The sequence below is a fragment of the Streptomyces sediminimaris genome (genome assembly GCF_047049295.1).
Classification (GTDB): Bacteria; Actinomycetota; Actinomycetes; order Streptomycetales; family Streptomycetaceae; genus Streptomyces; species Streptomyces sediminimaris.
The window spans coordinates 1,639,211-1,656,870 of record NZ_JBJWOT010000001.1; the positions used below are offsets into that span (position 1 = coordinate 1,639,211).

Sequence of the window (17,660 nt, forward strand, 5' to 3'; positions counted from 1 at the left end):
AGCTTGATCCGCGACGGTCCGCTGTGGACTGCGCCACGTTGCGCGTCCTCCGGTTCTGCCGTACCACACCCGCCCCAAAAGGGGCGCGTTTTCCGGACATTGGCGAACGAAAAGCGGGCCACCCGGTGCGGTGCGACGGTCGGCCAGCCTACCGCGAGCGATACGACTACAGGATCACCGGTAGGACGGACAACAGGATCACTGGGACGGCGCCCGGTTCACGTTGTGCGCTCCGGGAGCACCCCACTGAGCAGGAACGCCACACTCCGCTCCTTCTCCGTCCAGGCACGGGTGTCGAGTTCGACGGACTGCAGCAGCGCGCATTCGACCTCGTAGCCGTGCTCCGTCAGGTCGCGGCCGATGAGTTCGGCCGCGTCGCGGGTGGCGGCGTGCGTGACGATGCGCTGCGGGCGGCGGTCGGCGACCGCGGAGACCACGGCCGCTCCCCCGCCGCCGACGCGGACGACGTCGGGTTCGGGGAGGTTCTCCAGGACGTGCGGGGCGGCTCCCTGGACCACCTGGAGCTGGACCCCGAACGTGCGCGCGTTGGACTCGGTGTGCCCGCAGGCCCGCGGGTCGCTGTCGACGGCGATGACGCCAGCGCCGGCCCGGGCGGCCTCCGTGGCGAAGGCGCCGCTGCCGCAGCCGATGTCCCACATCAGGTCGCCCACGCGCGGGCCGAGCCGGGCGAGTTGGGCCGCGCGCAGCGGCTCGAGCTCCCCTTCGCCCACCAGGCCGCCGTAGGACTCGGCGGGCAGGGTCCAGCCGCGCGGTCCGGCGCCGGGGTCACGGCCGGCGATCCAGCCCGGGCCGTCCGCCACGGCGCCCGTGCCGCCGACGACGATGACGACGTTCGGGTCGCGCCAGGTGTGGTCGGCGGCCTTGTCGGAGGTGACGACGGTGACCTGCTCGCGTTCGGTGCCGAGCTCCTCGCAGATGACGAAGGTGCGGTGCACGCCCTCCATGAGCAGGCCGAGCTCGGCGGGCCCGGCGCCCGGTGAGGTGAGGACGGCGACTTTGGTGTGGGCCCGGCACACATTCACCGCGCGTCGCAGGGTGCGCCGGTGTGCGACCACCACCAGGGCGTCGTCCCAGGGCATGCCGGCGCGTGCGAAGGCCGCGGCCACGGAGGAGACGGCGGGCACGACTTCGACCTCGAGGCCGAACTCGGGGGCGCGCAGCGTCCGTACGACACCGAAGAACGCGGGGTCACCGTCGGCCAGCACGACGGCGGTGCCGCGGTGGCCGGCGATCCTGCGGGCGGCGAGGGCGACGCTGCCGAGGCGGACGCGCTCGGCGCCCGGCGGCACCTCGGGGAGCGCCAGATGGTGGGCGGCGCCGGCCACGAGCGTGGCGGCGCCCAGAGCCGAGCGGGCGGCGGCGGTCAGCGGCGAGCCGTCCCAGCCGATCACCGTGACGCGGTCGGCCATCGTGTCAAGTCTCCAGGGGTTCTGCGCAGGTCGTCGGAGGCAGCCCGGGCGGGCTTGGTGAGGGTACCTGGTGGAGCCGGTGGGGGCGCCCGGCGCGTGCCCGTCCGCTCCTGATCGGTGGTGGTTCAGTTCCAGTCGGGGAAGGACGTGAAACCACGGGAGTCGGCCAGTTGCTCGCCGGCGCCGTCGAGGTCCTCGGGCAGCAGGCTCCAGACGATGTAGTCGGTGCGCACATCGCTCCAGGTGCCGTCGTCGCCCCGGACGTGCGCTATGCAGGCGTTGCGCAGCACGCCCTCGCTGATGCAGCCGATCTTCTGCGCGACCTGCTGGGAGGCGGTGTTGTCGGCCGCCGTGCGCAGCTCGACGCGCTCGAACTTCTCGTCGCCGAGCAGCCATTGGGCGGTGGCGAGCGCCGCCTCCGAGGCGTAGCCCTCGCCCCGCGCCCACGGGGCGACGATGTACGACATCTCGGTGGAGCGCACGTGCCAGTCGGTCCTGGCGAGCTGGACGACGCCGACCAGGCGCTGGGTGAGGAACTCGGCGACGGCGAGGTCGAGCCCGCGGCCGGCGGCGCGCTCCGCGGGCGCGTGCTCGGTGACCCAGGCACGGGCCCGGTCCTCGGTGTAGGGCTGGGGGACGTCCGTCCAGGCGCCCACCTGCTCGTCGTTCATCATCGCGGCCAGTGCGGGCACATCGTCCTCGTCGAGGGGACGCAGCACCAACCGCTCCGTGCTGATGGAGATGTTGGGGAAGGTGCTAGTCATGCGCCGCTCCGTAACCTTCGGAAGAACCTTCGGGGCCTGCTGAACTGCCCAGCATGCAGCATGAGACCGCCGCTCCGCACGACGGGGCCCTCCCCCCACTACCCCATGGGTGTGAGCTCACCCCCCGGGTGGTGAGCGAGTGTGCCCCGTGCGTGCGGCGGCGGTGCCGAGGGAGGCGCCGAGGATCGACATGTCGATGTCGTGGGTGCGCGAGAGCTGCGAGACGACGGGCCGGGTGGCGGCCTCGCCCCGGAAGGTGACGTCGCGGACCGTACGGTCCGCGCCGGCGGCCTCGCCGCCGACCGGGAACGGCGCGCCGGCCGGTCAGGACCACGATGGACCACGGTGTTCGTGCCGCCGGCGAGGCCGGCGCGCGGGTCCGCACCCCTCGGCCGGCGGCGCACGGCGGGCCCGACCGCCCCGGCCCTTTTCCGCCGTAATAAGGTCGCGGCATGGTTGATGTCCTGACGCTGGTGACCGGCGTCGCCGCGCTGCTGCTCGCCGTCTGGTGCGGCTGGGCCGCCTACCGCGACCAGCCGACGAAGGACTGGCACTTCATCGGCATGGGCGTGGTGTCGCTCCTGGCCGCCGCGCAGCTGGTGATCGGGGTCGTGCAGCTGGCGCGGGGCGAGAAGCCGGAGCAGGGCACGACCATCTTCGTGGCGTATCTGCTGGGCGCCTTCCTGTGCGTCCCGGCCGCGGGGTTCATGTCGCTGGCGGAGCGCACCCGTTGGGGCTCGGTGACGGTCGCCGCCGGCGGTGTGGTGCTGGCCGTGCTCGAGGTGCGGCTCTATGACATCTGGGGAGGCTGAGGTGGCCGCGACGGAGGAGAAGCCGACGAGGACCCGGCTGATCAGCGGGCCGGGCATGCTGCTCGTCTGGTTCTACGGCGTGATGGTGGTCGGGGCCGTGTCGCGCTCCGCGTACCAGATCGCGACCGAGTTCGACCGGGCGCCGCTCGCCTACACGCTGTCCGCCGTCGCCGGTGTCGTCTACGGCTTCATCACGTACTCCCTGGTGCGCGGCGGTGAGACCGCGCGCAGGGCGGCACAGGTGTGCTGCGCCGCCGAACTCGCGGGCGTGCTGATCGTCGGCACCTGGACGCTGGTCGAGCCCTCGGCCTTCCCGGACGCGACGGTCTGGTCCGACTACGGCATGGGGTACGTCTTCATCCCCGTACTGCTGCCGCTGTCGGCCCTGTACTGGCTGCGCAGGTCGCGCCGCCCCGTCACGCCGTAGCCGCGTAGGTGCCCGCCGCCTTCTCCAGGACGATCATCGGTACCCCGTCGTCGCCCTGGGAGGTGCCCACCGCCTCGTAGCCCACCTTGCGGTACAACCGCAGGTTGCCCTCGCTGCGGTGGCCGGTGTGCAGGCGGAACAGCTTCGCGCCGCGCTCCCGCTCGAGGGCCGACTCGGCCGCGCGCAGCAGCCGCGCGCCGATGCCGTGGCCCTGGAGGCGGGGGTGGACGCAGAGGTTGCCGATGGACGCGGAGCCGTCCTCGGTGACCCGGCCGCGCACGGAGCCGACGACCTCCTCGCCGAGCCGCGCGACATAGACGCAGTCCGCGGCCACCTCCTGCCGAAGCGAGTCGAGGCTCTGCACGAGCGGGTCGATCCGGTAGTTGCCGTACAGCGCCGCCTCGCTCTGGAAGCACAGGTACTGGAGCTTGAAGATCTGCTCTGCATCCTGCTCGGTCGCCACCGAGATGGTCACGCTCATGCCCATGTGCGCACGCCTCCCGCTCACCTGATCGCCGGTCGTACACACTCCTATCCCCGCGGTTCGCGCGCCGCAACCTCCGCCGTGAGCAATCGACGGAGACATCCCAGGCATCTGGAACGTTCCGGGCCGAGACTGCCCTGTGAGATACCCAACTCCCCCGCGATTTCCCGGTATGTCAGGTCCTTCGGGGACAGCAGCGCCTCCAGCAGCCGCGGGCAGCGGCCGGGCAGCCGGCGGACCGCCTCGCGCAGGGCCCGCCGGCGGGCGGCGGCGAGGGCCAGGAGTTCGGGGCCGTGGTCGGGGTCGTCCGCGGGGTCGCCGGCGGGGCCGGTGCCGTACGGCCGCTCGAAGTGGCTTCTGCGCCGGCTGCGGCGGGCCTCGGAGCGGACGGCACTGCGCAGCCAGCGGGGCGGGTCGGGCGGCGGGCCGTCCGCCTCGAGGTGTTCCAGCAGGCGGAGCCAGACCGCCTGTTCCAGGTCGCCCGGCTCGGCACCCGAGGCATGTGCCTCCGCGGAGGCCTCGGCGGTGAGCAGCGGGCGCAGGGCGGCGACGAGGTCGTGCGTCATATGCGACACGACGCGGCCGCCGGGGCGTGAGGTTGCGCCTGCGGCCGCCGTTCACCCCGACCGGGGACTGAGGGCTCAGCCGTTGACGAAGTCCTCGCGGGCCGGCAGGCCGGTGTCCGCGTTGTCGGTGAAGACGCCGTCGATGCCGGTCGCGAAGTACGTCCTGAAGGCACCGAAGGCGTCGCCGTACCCGTCGGCGCCGCCGCGACCCGGGATGTCGGGCGGGAACCCGTGGAACGCGTCCGACCTGGGCACACGCGATCTCCGTCACATCGGACCGGCCCGGTCACCGCGGCCGCCGGAGGATCACCGCAGGTGAACGGGGTTCAACAGTGCGTGAGAACCGGGTGAACCCGATGTGCGCGACCCCGGGAACCGCGAGTATCGTCCTCACCTGCACAGACTCATACCGAATCCCTTGACACCGGAGGGCCCGTTGTCCCGCTTCGCGCTCATCAAGGCAGTGCTCGGACCGATCATGCGCCTGATGTTCCGCCCACGGGTGGAAGGCGCCGAGCACATCCCGGGTGAGGGTCCGGTCATCCTGGCCGGCAACCATCTGACGTTCATCGACTCGATGATCCTTCCCCTGGTCTGCGACCGTCAGGTCTTCTTCATCGGCAAGGACGAGTACGTCACCGGCAAGGGCCTCAAGGGCCGCCTGATGGCCTGGTTCTTCACCGGCGTCGGCATGATCCCGGTCGACCGCGACGGCGGCAAGGGCGGTGTCGCCGCCCTGATGACCGGCCGCCGTGTCCTGGACGAGGGCAAGGTCTTCGGCATCTACCCCGAGGGCACGCGGTCGCCCGACGGCCGGCTGTACCGGGGGCGCACCGGTATCGCGCGGCTGACGCTGATGACCGGTGCGCCCGTGGTGCCGTTCGCGATGATCGGAACGGACAAGATCCAGCCGGGCGGGTCGGGGATGCCGCGGCCGGCGAAGGTGACCGTCCGTTTCGGCGAGGCGATGGAGTTCTCGCGGTACGACGGGATGGACCGGGACCGCTATGTGCTCCGTGCGGTGACCGACTCCGTGATGGCCGAGGTCATGCGGCTGTCGGGGCAGGAGTACGTGGACATGTACGCGACCAAGGCGAAGGCCGCGTAGGGGTTTTCCCGGGCGCGGCGTCGAGGCGGTACGGGTTGCCCTCGGCGGTGGTCGCCCTTGGCGGTGATCGCCGGCGGCGGCGGTTGCTCCCGGGGATGATCGCCCGCGCTCACGCGGCAAAGCCGCGCAGCGCCCCCGCGCCCCCGCCCCCGCGCCCCTTTCAGAAGCGCCCGCGCGCCCACGCCCCCCCTTTTTTAGAGGCGTTGCCCGCGCAGCAGGAACCAGGCCGCCGCCGCTGTCGCCAGCAGGACCGCCGCGCCCACACCTGACGCCATGTTCAGGCCCGTCACGAACGACTCCCGGGCCGAGGTCAGCAGTTCCCGGGCGGTGTCCGACGGGAGACGCGACGCCGCCTCCACCGCGCCGCCCAGTGACTCGTGCGCTTTCTGCGGGGTGCCCGCCGGAGCGGTGAAGCCGCGGTAGACGCCCGTGACGATCGTGCCGAGGAGTGCGATGCCGAGGGCCGCGCCGAGTTCGTAGGCCGTCTCCGAGACGGCGGAGGCCGCGCCCGCCTGTTCCTTCGGCACGGAGGAGAGGATGACGTCGGCCGTCACCGTGAAGGAGAAGCCGGCGCCCACTCCCACGACCAGCAGGGCGGCGCCGAGCGGGGGGTAGCCCGTCGACTCGCCGATCAGCGTCAGGCCCGCCAGGGCCAGGCCCACCGCCGCGAGGCCGCCCGAGACCACCGCGCGCACCGAGAAGCGGCGCGCGGTACGGCCCGCCACCAGGCCCGCCGCCACCGCGCCCACCGCGGCGGGCAGTTCGGCCAGGCCCGCCTCGAACGGGCCCCTGCCCTGGACGAGTTGCAGGTACTGGGAGAGGAAGAAGACCAGGCCCGACAGGCCCAGGATGGTCAGCAGGTCGGCCAGGACGGCGCCGCTGAAGCCGCGGTTGCCGAACAGCCGCATGTCCAGCAGCGGGGCCGGGAGCGTCAGCTGGCGGCGGACGAACCGGTACAGGGCCGTCCCGCCCAGCAGGCCCGCGCCCGCCGTGCCCCACGAGAGGCCGTGCGTCGCCGTCTCCTTGACGGCGTAGACGACGGCGATCACGCCGACCAGCGACAACACGACGCTGACCAGGTCCCAGGGCCCGGGGTCCGGGTTCCGCGACTCCGGCAGCAGCCGGATGCCGACCAGGACCAGGACCGCCATCACCGGCAGGTTGATCAGGAAGACCGAGCCCCACCAGAAACGTTCCAGCAGGAAGCCGCCGGCGACCGGGCCGATGGCCGTGCCCGCGGAGGCCGCCGCGCCCCAGATACCGACCGCGAGGCTGCGCTCGCGCGGGTCGTGGAAGAGGTTGCGGATCAGGGCGAGCGTGGCGGGCATCAGGGTCGCGCCCGCGACACCCAGCAGGGCGCGGGCCAGGATCAGCAACCCCGGTGTCGACGCGTAGGCGTTGAGGACGGATATCGCGCCGAACGCGGCGGCGCCGCCGAGCAGGATCCGCTTGCGGCCGACGCGGTCGCCGAGGCTGCCCATGGAGACGAGCAGGCCGGCGATGACGAAGGAGTAGACGTCGCCGATCCACAGCAGCTGGGTGCCGGAGGGCTGGAGGTCCTCGCTGATGTAGGGGGTCGCCAGGCCGAGGACGGTCGCGTCGACGGCCACCAGCAGCACGGCGAGCACGAGGACGGACAGCGCGAGCCAGCGGCCCGGGCGTTTCACCGCCTCGGTCGGGATCGCCGGCTGCAGGGTGCTGGTCATGATTCCTCTCTTCGTGAAGCGTCGGTGTGCTGTGCGCCGGTTCGCCGTGCGCCGCCGAGCAGCAGCTCGACGATCATGTGGGTGAAGTCCTTGGGAGCCACCCGGCCTTCGGCCACCGCCCAGGCGCCCGAGGCGAGCAGGCCGTACAGCGCCTCGGTGAGCCAGGCCGGGGTGAGGTCGATACGGAACTCGCCGGCCGCCTGACCGCGCCGGAACAGGGCGGCGACGCGGTCGTCGATCCTGGCCCAGCCCGCGTTCTGCTCCTCGCCCTCGAACAGCTGGTTCTCGGTGTAGAGGAAGGCCAGCAGGCCGGCGGACGGCTCGATCGCGCGCACCAGCCGGTGCACGGCATCGGCGGCGGGCCCCTCCTCGATGCGGGCCGTGTCCAGCGCCGCCTCGCACTCGGCGATGCCGAGCGACTCCAGCGCCCGTACGAGCGCGTCGCGTCCGGCGAAGTGCCGGTGCAGCGTGGCGCGGCTGATCCCGGCCGCGCGGGCGACCTCGTCCATGGTCGCGGTGGCCTTGCGGGTCAGCAGGGCCGCGGCGGTGCGCAGTACGTGGTCACGGTCGACAGGCATGAGACAATCATAACCCATATGAGACATGAATGTCTCACCGTGGGCGTGCGCGCCTCAGTGGCCGACGGTTTCCGTTCCGGTCAGCGCCGGCGGTTCCCGTTCCGGTCAGCGCCAGGGGTTCCCGTTCCGGTCAGTGCCAGGGCAGACGGCTGCGCCGTTCCCAGTACGCCTCCGGGTCCTCCGCCAGCGCCGCGAGCCGGTCCAGCTGGTCGTCGTCCAGGTCCACGACCGCCGCGTGCAGGTTGGAGGCGAGCTGGCCGAGCGTCGCCGCGCCGGAGAGGACGACGCCGGCCCAGGGCCGGCGCAGGACCAGGGCGAGGGCCACAGCGTCACAGCCGAGCGACGCTTCCGCGGCGACGGCCTGCAGGGCGTCGGGAGCGTGGGCGCCCGCGAGGCGGCCGTTGGCCATGGCCTCCTTGACGATCACCGTGAGCCCGGCGTCGTGCGCCTCGGCGAGCGCGGGTCCGGCCGACGTCTCCAGGGCGTTGTACGTCGACTGGACGGTACGGAAGAGGGGTTCGCCGTCGACCGTCACGGCGAGGGCCGCGCGGATGGCGTCCGCCTGGGCCGGGCCGCTGGTGGAGAAGCCGACGGTGGTGCCCTGGGCTGCGGCTTCCGCCAGCTTCGCGTGCAGTTCCTTGTCGGTGAGGGCCGGACTGTCCGGGGTCACCGAGTGGATCTGGTAGAGGTCCAGGCGGTCGCCGAGCAGTTCGGCGCTCTCGGCGCGCTGGCGCTCGTACGTCGCCAGCGTGTGGTCCTTGACCTCGTGCTGCTCGGCGTCCGTGGTCCAGTCCGCGGTGTAGGTGTAGCCCCACTTGCTGCCGACGACGATGTCGTCGGCGTCCGGGCGGGCCTTCAGCCAGCCGGCGAGGAACTCCTCCGAGCGGCCGTAGGAGCGGGCCGCGTCGAAGTAGCGGACCCCCTGGGCGTAGGCGGCGTCGAGGAGTTCGTGGGTACGGGTGCGCAGCGCCTCGACACTGCGGTCCTCCCCGAGGTCTTCGGTGCGGCCCAGGTTGATGTAGCCGGGGCGGCCGATCGCGGCGAGACCGAGGCCGATGTGGCAGGTGGGGGTCGTCACTGTTGCCAGTCGGGCGAAGGGCATCGCGGGCTCCGTTCGGTCGGCTCCGGTACGGCTTGCGACCAACGTACCCGCGATGACCTTCCGGCATGGCCCCGGAGGCACGGGTGCCGCGGAGCGGGACGGGGCGGGCGCGGGCGCGGGCGCCGCGCAGGCATGGGCCCTGTGTGACACGGAGGGCGCGGGCCCGGGGGGTCACCCGCGGGCCCGGGCCCGGGGATCACGGCGGGCGCGGGCGCTCGCGCCCACGCGGCGGAGCCGCACACCGGCCGCAGCCCCGCGCTCCTGAAGCCGAGGCCCCCACCGCTCAGGCCCTCCTGACCACTGCCCCACCGCTCAGGCCCTCCTGACCACTGCCCCGCCGCTCAGCCCTTCCTGGCCGTCGCCCAGGCGTGCTGGGCCGCCACGTCGGCCTTCACCTCCGCCAGCTGGGTCGCGACCGCGCTGGGGGCCGTGCCGCCGCGGCCGTCACGGGAGGCGAGGGCGCCCGGGACGTCGAGGACCGTGCGGACCTCGGGGGTGAGGTGGGAGGAGATCTTGGCGAACTGCTCGTCCGTCAGGTCGGCCAGTTCCTTGCCCTCGGCCTCGGCGGCCTTCACGCACTCGCCGGCGACCTCGTGCGCCACACGGAACGGCACGCCCTGCTTGACCAGCCACTCGGCGATGTCGGTGGCGAGGGAGAAGCCGGCCGGCGCCAGTTCCTCCATCCGCTCGCGGTGCACGGTGAGCGTCGCCATCATGCCGGTGAAGGCCGGGAGCAGCACCTCCAGCTGGTCGATGGAGTCGAAGACCGGCTCCTTGTCCTCCTGGAGGTCGCGGTTGTAGGCGAGCGGGAGGGCCTTGAGCGTGGCCATCAGACCGGTCAGGTTGCCGATCAGGCGGCCCGACTTGCCGCGTGCCAGCTCCGCGATGTCCGGGTTCTTCTTCTGCGGCATGATCGACGAGCCCGTGGAGAAGGCGTCGTGCAGCGTCACGAAGGAGAACTCCTTCGTGTTCCAGATGATGACCTCCTCGGCGATCCTCGAGAGGTTCACGCCGATCACCGCGGTGACGAAGGCGAACTCGGCGACGAAGTCCCGGGAGGCGGTGCCGTCGATGGAGTTCGCGGCGCTGCCGTGCTCGAAGCCGAGGTCCCTGGCGACCGCCTCCGGGTCCAGGCCGAGCGAGGAGCCCGCGAGCGCGCCCGAGCCGTACGGCGACACGGCCGTGCGCTCGTCCCACTGGCGCAGGCGCTCGGCGTCCCGGGACAGGGACTGCACGTGGGCGAGCACGTGATGGGCGAACAGCACCGGCTGGGCGTGCTGGAGATGGGTGCGGCCGGGCATCGCCACGTCCGGGTGGGCCTCCGCCAGCCCGATCAGCGCGTCCTGGAGCTCCGCGATCAGCCCGCCGATGGTGCGGGCGTGGTCGCGCAGGTACATGCGGAAGAGGGTCGCCACCTGGTCGTTCCGGGAGCGGCCGGCCCGCAGCTTGCCGCCGAGGTCGGGGCCGAGACGCTCCAGCAGGCCCCGCTCCAGGGCGGTGTGGACGTCCTCGTCGGCGATCGTGCCCACGAAGGAGCCGTCGGCGACGTCGGCCTCGAGCCGGTCGAGGCCGGCGATCATGCGCTGCAGCTCGTCCTGCGTGAGCAGGCCCGCCCGGTGCAGCACGCGCGCGTGGGCTCGTGAACCGGCGATGTCGTACGGCGCGAGCCGCCAGTCGAAGTGGACGGACGCGGACAGCTTCGCCAGGGCCTCGGCGGGACCGTCGGCGAAACGGCCGCCCCAGAGCCGTACGTCACCGCTGTTGCTGCTCACTGGATCTGCTCCTAGGGAGGATGGGCCGGTGTCGGGCCGGGATGCCGGGCGAGGGTCTCGGGCGAGGCCGTGCCGGGCTCGGCCCGCACTTCGCCGTTCTGCATGAGTATGCAGAGCTCTGCATGATTCGTCAATCCGGAAGCCGGGCGCCGGGGCGGCGCCGACGGGCGGGCTCCGGAGCAATGCCGGGGACCATTGAACGCCCACAACCGCTTTCTCGTACCTCACGCAAGAACGCAGGCGCCGCGTTTGTACACACCGGCCACAGCAGTGACACATCCGTCGCTCCAGACCCGAGTGAGGCATCCGCATGTCCAGGGCTCTTCCGAAGTACAACAAGCGTCGTGTGGCGATCGTCGGCGGTGCCGCCGCGGTGGCACTGTCCGGTGCCGTCATCGCCGGTACCGCCCTCGCCGGTACGCCGTCCAAGGGCGACGGGACCGGCGCCCGCACGCTGGCCGCCTCCCCCGGCACCATCACCTGCCCGGACGTCGCCTCGCAGCTGCCCGCGGTCCCGGCCTCCGCCCAGGCCGAGGTCGACCGCAACCTCGCCCTGCTCACCACCCAGATCGACGAGGCCGACAAACGCCTCGCCGCCACCGTCGGCCAGGGCGGACCCAACTTCGTCCAGAACGCCATCCTCGGCCCCCTCGCCGACAAGCGGAAGTCGACCGTCGACCGCATCGCCACCGCGATCGGCCGCACCGCCCAGAAGCCCACCGGCCTCGACGCACTGGCCGCCTGCACGCTCGGGGCCGGCGGTTCCGCCGGGGGTTCCGCCACCGGCTCGGGCGGCCAGCCGGGCGGCGGGGCCGGGACGGGCGGGCAGGCCACCGCCACGCCGAGCGCGGCGGCCACGGCCGGCGCCGGCGCCGCGGGCCAGAGCGGGAACACCGGTGCCGGCACCATCACCTGCCCGGACGTCGCCTCGCAGCTGCCCGCGGTCCCGGCCTCCGCCCAGGCCGAGGTCGACCGCAACCTCGCCCTGCTCACCACCCAGATCGACGAGGCCAATAAACGCCTCGCCGCCACCGTCGGCCAGGGCGGACCCAACTTCGTCCAGAACGCCATCCTCGGCCCCCTCGCCGACAAGCGGAAGTCGACCGTCGACCGCATCGCCACCGCGATCGGCCGCACCGCCCAGAAGCCCACCGGCCTCGACGCACTGGCCGCCTGCACGCTCACGAAGTGAGGTGACAGGCGCTGTGGCCGCCCCGATTGAGCGCCGGCCGGGGCGGCCACGGACGTGCGCCGCCGACCGGTCGGCGGCGCACGTCCGTGGACATCGGCGCAATCCCTCAGAGAGAATTCCTTAGACAGACGAAAGACTTGCGCGCATACTCATGAAGCGTGGGAAAAACATACGAGGGCATCGACGGCAGGCTGCGCACCTTCATCGAGGAGCAGCCCCTCTTCTTCACCGCGACCGCGCCCCTGTCGGGCGACGGCACGGTCAACCTCTCCCCCAAGGGCCTCAAGGGCTCCTTCGTGGTGCTCGACGAACACACCGTCGCCTACCTGGACTTCGCCGGATCCAACGCGGAGACGATCGCGCACCTGCGGGAGAACGGGCGGATCACGCTGATGTGGTGCGCCTTCCAGGGTCCGCCGAACATCGTGCGGGTGCACGGCCGGGGCGAGCCGGTCTTCCGTGACGACCCGCGCTTCAAGGAACTGCTCACCCGCTTCCCGGACATCGACGGCTTCCGGCACGGACTGCGCGCGATCATCGTCGTGACGGCGGAGCTCATCCGCGACACCTGCGGTTACGCGGTGCCCTTCATGGCCTACGAGGAGGACCGCGACCTGCACGGCAGGCGCTTCGCGCGCGAGGACGACGTCTCGCTCGACGCGTACTTCACCAGGAAGGAGCACATCGCCACGAGCCTGGACGGCCTACCCGGGCTGCCGTTGCCGCTGCCCCCGTCTACGGTCTGAGCCATGCGAACCGCTCCGGCCGCGGGTGCCCTGGTGTCCGCCTCCCTCCTCGTGCTCGTGCTCGGCGCCGTACCGCCCGCCTCGGCCGCCGGCCCGCCGCTGCCCGCGCGCATGGCCGACACCGGGGGCGGTACACAGCTGATCACCGCCGTGGCGGCCGGGACGGGCTCGACGACCGGCACGGTGACCTGGTGGGACCGGCGGGGCGGGCGCTGGGTGCGGGCCGGCTCGGCCGCCGCCCGGTTCGGGGCCAAGGGGCTGGTCGAGGGCGCGTCCCGCAGGCAGAACACCAGCACCACGCCCACCGGTCTGTACGACCTGCCCTTCGCCTTCGGCATCGAGGCCGCACCGGCCGGGACCCGCTACGCGTACCGCCCGGTGCACCGGGACTCATGGTGGTGCGAGGACAACGCCTCGCGCTCCTACAACCGCTGGACCGAACCGCGTCCGGCCGACTGCCGGGCGTCGGAGTCGGAGCGTCTGGTCTCGTATCCGACGCAGTACGCGCACGCGCTCGTCATCGGCTTCAACTACCGCACGCGGGTGCGCGGCCGCGGCGCCGGTATTTTCCTGCACGTCGACGGGCGCGGGGCGACGGCCGGCTGTGTGTCCGTGCCGGCAGACGCGATGCGGCGGATCCTCACCTGGGTGCGCCCCGCGGGCGGCCCGCACATCGCCATCGGGACGACGGGCGGGCGTACGGCGATCAGGCGGTACTGAGCCGCACGGTGAAGGTGGTCGAGCCCGGCCGGCTCTCCAGACCGACGCTCCCGCCGTGCGCCTCCACCACCGCCGCCACGATCGACAGGCCCAGGCCCGCTCCGGCGCCGGGGGCGCCGGAGCGGCGGCGGTCGGCCCGGGTGAAGCGCTCGAAGACGCCGGAGCGGATGTCCTCGGGTACGCCCGGGCCGTCGTCGTGCACCATGATGACGGCCGTGGCGCCCTCGGTCTCCAGGGACACCGTCACCTTGGTGCCGACCGGTGTGTGCGTACGCGCGTTGGCCAGCAGGTTGGCCAGGACCTGGTGGAGGCGGTGGTCGTCGCCGGTGACGGTGACCGGCTCCTCGGGCAGCTCCAGGGTCCAGCGGTGGCCGGGGCCGGTGGCGCGGGCGTCGGTGACGGCGTCGAGGACCAGACGGGTCAAGTCGACGGGAAGGCGCTCGAGGGGACGGCCGGCGTCCAGCCGGGCCAGCAGCAGCAGGTCGTCGACCATCGCGCCCATCCGGCCGGACTCGGCGGCGATGCGCTCCAGGGCGCGGGTGATCGCCGGCGGCACCGGGTCGGGGTGCAGCAGGGCGAGCTCCGCGTGCCCGCGCACCGAGGCGACCGGGGTGCGCAGCTCGTGGCTGGCGTCGGCGGCGAAACTGCGCAGCCGCTCCTCGCTCGCGTGCCGTTTGGTCAGCGCGTCCTCGACGTGGCCCAGCATCCGGTTGAAGGCCGCGGCGACCCTGCCGACCTCGCTGCGCGGGTCGGACTCCGGGGCCCGGGACGGCAGGGCCACCTCACCGCTGGCCAGCGGCAGCTCGCTGACCCGGGTGGCCGTCGCCGCGACCCGGCTGAGCGGGCGGAGCGACCAGCGCACCCAGAAGGCGCCGACGACACCGGTGACGGTGAGGGCGGCGCCGAAGACGATCGCCGCGACCAGCTCCAGCCGGTGGACGGCGGCCTCCACCGGCTCCAGGGGCAGACCGGTGATCAGGGTGTCGCCGTCCAGCCCCTGATAGGCCACGACCCGGTAGGCGCGCAGGGTGGACAGGCGCACGGTGTGCGCCTTGCCGTTGGGCGGGACCGAGAGGAGCTGGTCCCTGTCCCCCTCGGTGAGGGGGACGTCGGTCACGGCGCCCGGCCGGACCACCGCCGCGTTGGTGACGTCGTCGCCCACCAGGCGGGCGCCGAACGTGCCGGTGGCCTGCCTGCGCGTGTCGCCGTGCTCGTCGCCGTCGTTGTCGTCGGGCAGCTGCCCCTTGTGCTCCAGGCTCTCCGGGAAGTGGGTGCCCGCCTGGGCCAGCTGCTGGTCCAGGCGGCTGATGAGGAAGCCGTCCAGCTCGATCACCGCGGCCACGCCGACCGCGGCGCAGCTGACCGCGAGCAGCACGACCAGGCCGAAGGTCAGCCGGGCCCGCAGCGTGCGGGGGCGCGGCAGACGCCGCGGGAGGGTCACGGGCTCACCGGTTTCAGGACGTAACCGGCGCCGCGCACCGTGTGGATCATCGGCTCCCGGCCCGCGTCCACCTTCTTGCGCAGGTACGAGATGTACAGCTCGACGACGTGTGCGCGGCCGCCGAAGTCGTAGGACCACACCCGGTCGAGGATCTGCGCCTTGCTGAGCACCCGGCGGGGGTTGCGCATCAGGAAGCGGAGCAGTTCGAACTCGGTCGGGGACAGCTCGATCAGCTCGCCGGCCCGGGTCACCTCGCGGGCCTCCTCGTCCATGACCAGGTCGCCCACGGTCATCCGCGGCCCCTCCTCCTGCTGCCGGGCCATGCCGGCGCGGCGCAGCAGCCCGCGGAGCCGGGCCACGACCTCCTCCAGGCTGAAGGGCTTGGTGACGTAGTCGTCGCCGCCCGCGGTGATGCCCGCGATCCGGTCCTCCACCGCGTCCCGCGCGGTCAGGAACAGTACGCAGACGTCCGGTTTCACGGCGTGCAGGGAGCGCAGCACGGCGAAGCCGTCGGTGTCCGGGAGCATCACGTCCAGGACGACGGCGTCCGGCATCAGCTCCGTGGCCTCGGTGAGGGCGGCGGCGCCGTCGCCCGCCGAGCGGACCAGCCAGCCCTCGTAGCGCAGGGCGCCGCTGAGGACCTCGGCGAGGTCGGGGTCGTCGTCGACGACGAGGACACGCAGCGGCGTGCCGTCGGGGCGGGTCAGGGCGGGGCGGCCCGAGCGGGTGGTGTTCATGGCCCTACCAGCATCGCTCCTCCCGGGGCGGGCGGGCGACGGGTGGCGCTCTGAGTTTCCTCTGAGTGGGCTCGGCGGGGTCCCTTTCAGAGCTTGCTGAGAGGTTCGCCCGGCACAGTTGCGTCCGGAACAGGTGAAAGGACGCACATATGACCACCATGTACGAGCGACGGGCGGCACCCGCCGTGGCGCCGCCCGCCCGGCGTTCCCCCGCGGGTGCTGTGCTCGCGCTGCTGTGGGCCGGGGCCGCCGCCGTGGTGGCGATGTGGTGGGTGGACACCACGTCGGTGGTCGGCGCGGCCGGCTGGCTGACCGGGGCCGGGCGGATCGCCGGGCTGCTGACCGGCTACGCCTGCGCGGTGCTGGTCGGCCTGATGGCGCGGGTGCCGCTGCTGGAGCGGCGCATCGGCTCCGACCGGGTGGCCCGCTGGCACGCGATGGCCGGCCGCTACACGGTCTCCCTGCTGGTGGCGCACATCGTGCTGATCCTCCTCGGCTACGCCGCGCAGGACGGCGCCTCGCTCTGGCACGAGACGACCACCGTGGTGCTGGACTACCCGGACATGCTGAAGGCGACCTTCGGGACGCTGATCCTGTTCGCGGTCGGCATCACCTCCGCCCGGGCCGCGCGCCGCCGCATCAGCCACGAGTTCTGGTACTACGTCCACCTGCTCACCTACCTCGCGGTCTTCCTCGCCTTCTTCCACCAGCTGACCATCGGCAACGAGTTCAACGGCCACACCCTCGCCACGGCTGCCTGGTACGCGCTCTACCTCGGTGTCGCGGCCCTGGTGGTCTGGTACCGGGTGCTGGAGCCGGTGCGGCTGAACCTGCGGCACCGGCTGCGGGTGGAGTCGGTGCACCGGGAGGCACCGGGTGTGTTCTCGGTCGTCGTGCGGGGCCACCGGCTGGACGAGCTCGACGTGCAGGCCGGGCAGTTCTTCCGCTGGCGGTTCTTCGGTGAGGGCCTGGGCTGGACGTCGACGCCGTACTCGCTGTCGGCGCCGCCGCGGCAGGACCTGCTGCGGATCACCGTCAAGGCGCTCGGCGACCACAGCGCCGCCGTCGCCCTGCTGCGGCCCGGCACCCGCGTGTGGGCGGAGGGCCCCTACGGCTCCCTGACCGCGGACCGGCAGACCGCGCCGAAGTCGCTGCTGATCGCGGGCGGCGTCGGCATCACCCCGCTGCGGGCCCTGTTCGAGACACTGCCCGGCGAGGTCACCCTGCTCTACCGGGCGCGTACGGCCGAGGACCTGGCCCTGGGCGCGGAGCTGGAGGCGATCGCGCGCTGGCGCGGCGCGAAGGTGCTGTACGCCCTGAACGGACCGGACGGACGGCGTCCCAGCCTCTCCGCCCGCTCCCTGCGCGCGAGCGTCCCGGACCTGGCCGGACACGACGTGTACATCTGCGGGCCGCACGGCTTCGCCCGCGAGCTATACGAGGCGCTGCGCGCCGCCGGGGTCCCGGACCGCCGTATCCACCACGAGTCGTTCGAACTCTGAGAGCTGCGAGGCCGTAGACGTGCACGCGTTGAAGAAGAACCGCCCCCTGCGCCGGATCGTGCTGGCGAGTGCTGCCACCGTCTCCGGAATGGTGCTGCTGCTGTCGCTGAAGCCGCACTCGACCCCGGACGTGGGCCTGGCCGTGCCCGCGCCCTCCAGCAGTTCCAGCGCCGGCACCTCCGGCGGCTCCGGGAGCTCCGGTGGCTCCGGAAGCTCGGGGGGCGCCGTCACCGGCACGAAGACGGTCACCGGCGACACGGTGCAGACCCGCTGGGGCCCCGTCCAGGTCCGGATCACGGTGAAGAACGGAAAGCTCACCGACGTCACCGCCGTCAGCTACCCGACGGACAACCCCCGGGACCAGGAGATCAACAGCTTCGCCCTGCCGCGGCTGCGCAGCGAGGCCCTGCAGGCCCAGAGCGCCGACATAGACACGGTCTCGGGCGCCACCTACACGAGTGACGGTTACCGCCAGTCACTTCAGTCCGCACTCGACTCGGCACGTGGCTGAACGCACAGACGCCGTGGCACGTATTCCAGGGCCAAGGGACCACGCCCACCCCCCTTGCCCCC

General features: G+C 72.8%; 18 protein-coding genes and 2 pseudogenes. 8 read left to right on the forward strand and 12 right to left on the reverse strand.

Annotated features, from left to right (window positions below):
- Positions 1-218: 218 nt before the first annotated feature.
- From cbiE to ACJ9NR_RS07645, 3 genes and pseudogenes are all read right to left on the reverse strand, one after another.
- Complete coding sequence (cbiE, locus tag ACJ9NR_RS07635; RefSeq protein ID WP_412512683.1) at positions 219-1,430, reverse strand: precorrin-6y C5,15-methyltransferase (decarboxylating) subunit CbiE; 1,212 nt, start codon at positions 1,428-1,430, stop codon at positions 219-221.
- 125 nt (positions 1,431-1,555) lie between these two features.
- Positions 1,556-2,194, reverse strand: a complete 639-nt coding sequence (locus ACJ9NR_RS07640) for a GNAT family N-acetyltransferase (protein WP_412489071.1) — start codon at positions 2,192-2,194, stop codon at positions 1,556-1,558.
- A gap of 162 nt (positions 2,195-2,356) precedes the next feature.
- Positions 2,357-2,515: pseudogene (locus tag ACJ9NR_RS07645) on the reverse strand (NIL domain-containing protein); the annotation flags it as partial.
- Positions 2,516-2,646: 131 nt separating this feature from the next.
- On the opposite strand from ACJ9NR_RS07645, the gene ACJ9NR_RS07650 reads away from it, so the two are divergent.
- Positions 2,647-3,006 (forward strand): hypothetical protein, encoded by a 360-nt coding sequence (locus tag ACJ9NR_RS07650; protein WP_412489070.1) that lies wholly within the window; start codon positions 2,647-2,649, stop codon positions 3,004-3,006.
- Positions 2,987-3,433, forward strand: coding sequence for a hypothetical protein (locus ACJ9NR_RS07655; RefSeq protein ID WP_412489069.1), 447 nt, complete (start codon positions 2,987-2,989; stop codon positions 3,431-3,433). The genes ACJ9NR_RS07650 and ACJ9NR_RS07655 overlap by 20 nt, the downstream gene beginning before the upstream one ends.
- On the opposite strand, the gene ACJ9NR_RS07660 is transcribed toward ACJ9NR_RS07655, so the two are convergent.
- The 3 genes and pseudogenes from ACJ9NR_RS07660 to ACJ9NR_RS07670 form a co-directional block, all read right to left on the reverse strand.
- A complete protein-coding gene (locus ACJ9NR_RS07660; protein WP_412489068.1) occupies positions 3,423-3,920 on the reverse strand; it encodes a GNAT family N-acetyltransferase in 498 nt (165 codons plus the stop codon). The two genes, ACJ9NR_RS07655 and ACJ9NR_RS07660, sit on opposite strands and share 11 nt — an antisense overlap.
- A 44-nt stretch (positions 3,921-3,964) precedes the next feature.
- Positions 3,965-4,483: a sigma-70 family RNA polymerase sigma factor gene (locus ACJ9NR_RS07665; RefSeq protein ID WP_412489067.1), complete on the reverse strand. Its 519-nt coding sequence runs from the start codon at positions 4,481-4,483 to the stop codon at positions 3,965-3,967.
- 75 nt (positions 4,484-4,558) lie between these two features.
- A pseudogene (locus ACJ9NR_RS07670) lies at positions 4,559-4,678 on the reverse strand (glycerophosphodiester phosphodiesterase); the annotation flags it as partial.
- A 241-nt stretch (positions 4,679-4,919) separates the two neighbouring features.
- Here ACJ9NR_RS07670 and ACJ9NR_RS07675 point away from each other — a divergent pair.
- Positions 4,920-5,591: a lysophospholipid acyltransferase family protein gene (locus ACJ9NR_RS07675; protein ID WP_412489066.1), complete on the forward strand. Its 672-nt coding sequence runs from the start codon at positions 4,920-4,922 to the stop codon at positions 5,589-5,591.
- Between the two features lie 194 nt (positions 5,592-5,785).
- Here ACJ9NR_RS07675 and ACJ9NR_RS07680 read toward each other — a convergent pair whose 3' ends face one another.
- From ACJ9NR_RS07680 to argH, 4 genes are all read right to left on the reverse strand, one after another.
- Positions 5,786-7,297: an MFS transporter gene (locus ACJ9NR_RS07680; RefSeq protein WP_412489065.1), complete on the reverse strand. Its 1,512-nt coding sequence runs from the start codon at positions 7,295-7,297 to the stop codon at positions 5,786-5,788.
- Positions 7,294-7,875: a TetR/AcrR family transcriptional regulator gene (locus ACJ9NR_RS07685; RefSeq protein ID WP_412489064.1), complete on the reverse strand. Its 582-nt coding sequence runs from the start codon at positions 7,873-7,875 to the stop codon at positions 7,294-7,296. The genes ACJ9NR_RS07680 and ACJ9NR_RS07685 overlap by 4 nt, the downstream gene beginning before the upstream one ends.
- Positions 7,876-8,005: 130 nt before the next feature.
- Entirely contained in the window at positions 8,006-8,977 is a 972-nt protein-coding gene (locus ACJ9NR_RS07690; protein ID WP_412489063.1) for an aldo/keto reductase, read from the reverse strand.
- A gap of 341 nt (positions 8,978-9,318) precedes the next feature.
- Complete coding sequence (gene argH, locus ACJ9NR_RS07695; protein WP_412489062.1) at positions 9,319-10,749, reverse strand: argininosuccinate lyase; 1,431 nt, start codon at positions 10,747-10,749, stop codon at positions 9,319-9,321.
- 310 nt (positions 10,750-11,059) lie between these two features.
- On the opposite strand from argH, the gene ACJ9NR_RS07700 reads away from it, so the two are divergent.
- From ACJ9NR_RS07700 to ACJ9NR_RS07710, 3 genes are all read left to right on the forward strand, one after another.
- On the forward strand, positions 11,060-11,941 hold the full coding sequence (locus ACJ9NR_RS07700) for a hypothetical protein (protein WP_412489061.1): 882 nt from the start codon (positions 11,060-11,062) through the stop codon (positions 11,939-11,941).
- A 158-nt stretch (positions 11,942-12,099) separates the two neighbouring features.
- Positions 12,100-12,687 (forward strand): pyridoxamine 5'-phosphate oxidase family protein, encoded by a 588-nt coding sequence (locus ACJ9NR_RS07705; protein ID WP_412489060.1) that lies wholly within the window; start codon positions 12,100-12,102, stop codon positions 12,685-12,687.
- A 3-nt stretch (positions 12,688-12,690) separates the two neighbouring features.
- Positions 12,691-13,407, forward strand: a complete 717-nt coding sequence (locus ACJ9NR_RS07710) for a L,D-transpeptidase family protein (protein ID WP_412489059.1) — start codon at positions 12,691-12,693, stop codon at positions 13,405-13,407.
- Here ACJ9NR_RS07710 and ACJ9NR_RS07715 read toward each other — a convergent pair.
- Both ACJ9NR_RS07715 and ACJ9NR_RS07720 read right to left on the reverse strand, forming a co-directional pair.
- The gene (locus ACJ9NR_RS07715) at positions 13,394-14,848 is read right to left on the reverse strand and encodes a sensor histidine kinase (protein WP_412512684.1); all 1,455 of its coding nucleotides are present in this window, start codon (positions 14,846-14,848) and stop codon (positions 13,394-13,396) included. The two genes, ACJ9NR_RS07710 and ACJ9NR_RS07715, sit on opposite strands and share 14 nt — an antisense overlap.
- The gene (locus tag ACJ9NR_RS07720; RefSeq protein ID WP_412489057.1) at positions 14,845-15,585 is read right to left on the reverse strand and encodes a response regulator transcription factor; all 741 of its coding nucleotides are present in this window, start codon (positions 15,583-15,585) and stop codon (positions 14,845-14,847) included. The genes ACJ9NR_RS07715 and ACJ9NR_RS07720 overlap by 4 nt, the downstream gene beginning before the upstream one ends.
- A gap of 149 nt (positions 15,586-15,734) precedes the next feature.
- On the opposite strand from ACJ9NR_RS07720, the gene ACJ9NR_RS07725 reads away from it, so the two are divergent.
- Positions 15,735-17,087 (forward strand): ferredoxin reductase family protein, encoded by a 1,353-nt coding sequence (locus ACJ9NR_RS07725; RefSeq protein WP_412489056.1) that lies wholly within the window; start codon positions 15,735-15,737, stop codon positions 17,085-17,087.
- Positions 17,088-17,106: 19 nt separating this feature from the next.
- Positions 17,107-17,598 carry an FMN-binding protein gene (locus ACJ9NR_RS07730; RefSeq protein ID WP_412489055.1) on the forward strand — a complete coding sequence of 164 codons (492 nt, stop codon included), beginning with the start codon at positions 17,107-17,109 and terminating at the stop codon, positions 17,596-17,598.
- The last annotated feature ends 62 nt before the right edge of the window (positions 17,599-17,660 follow it).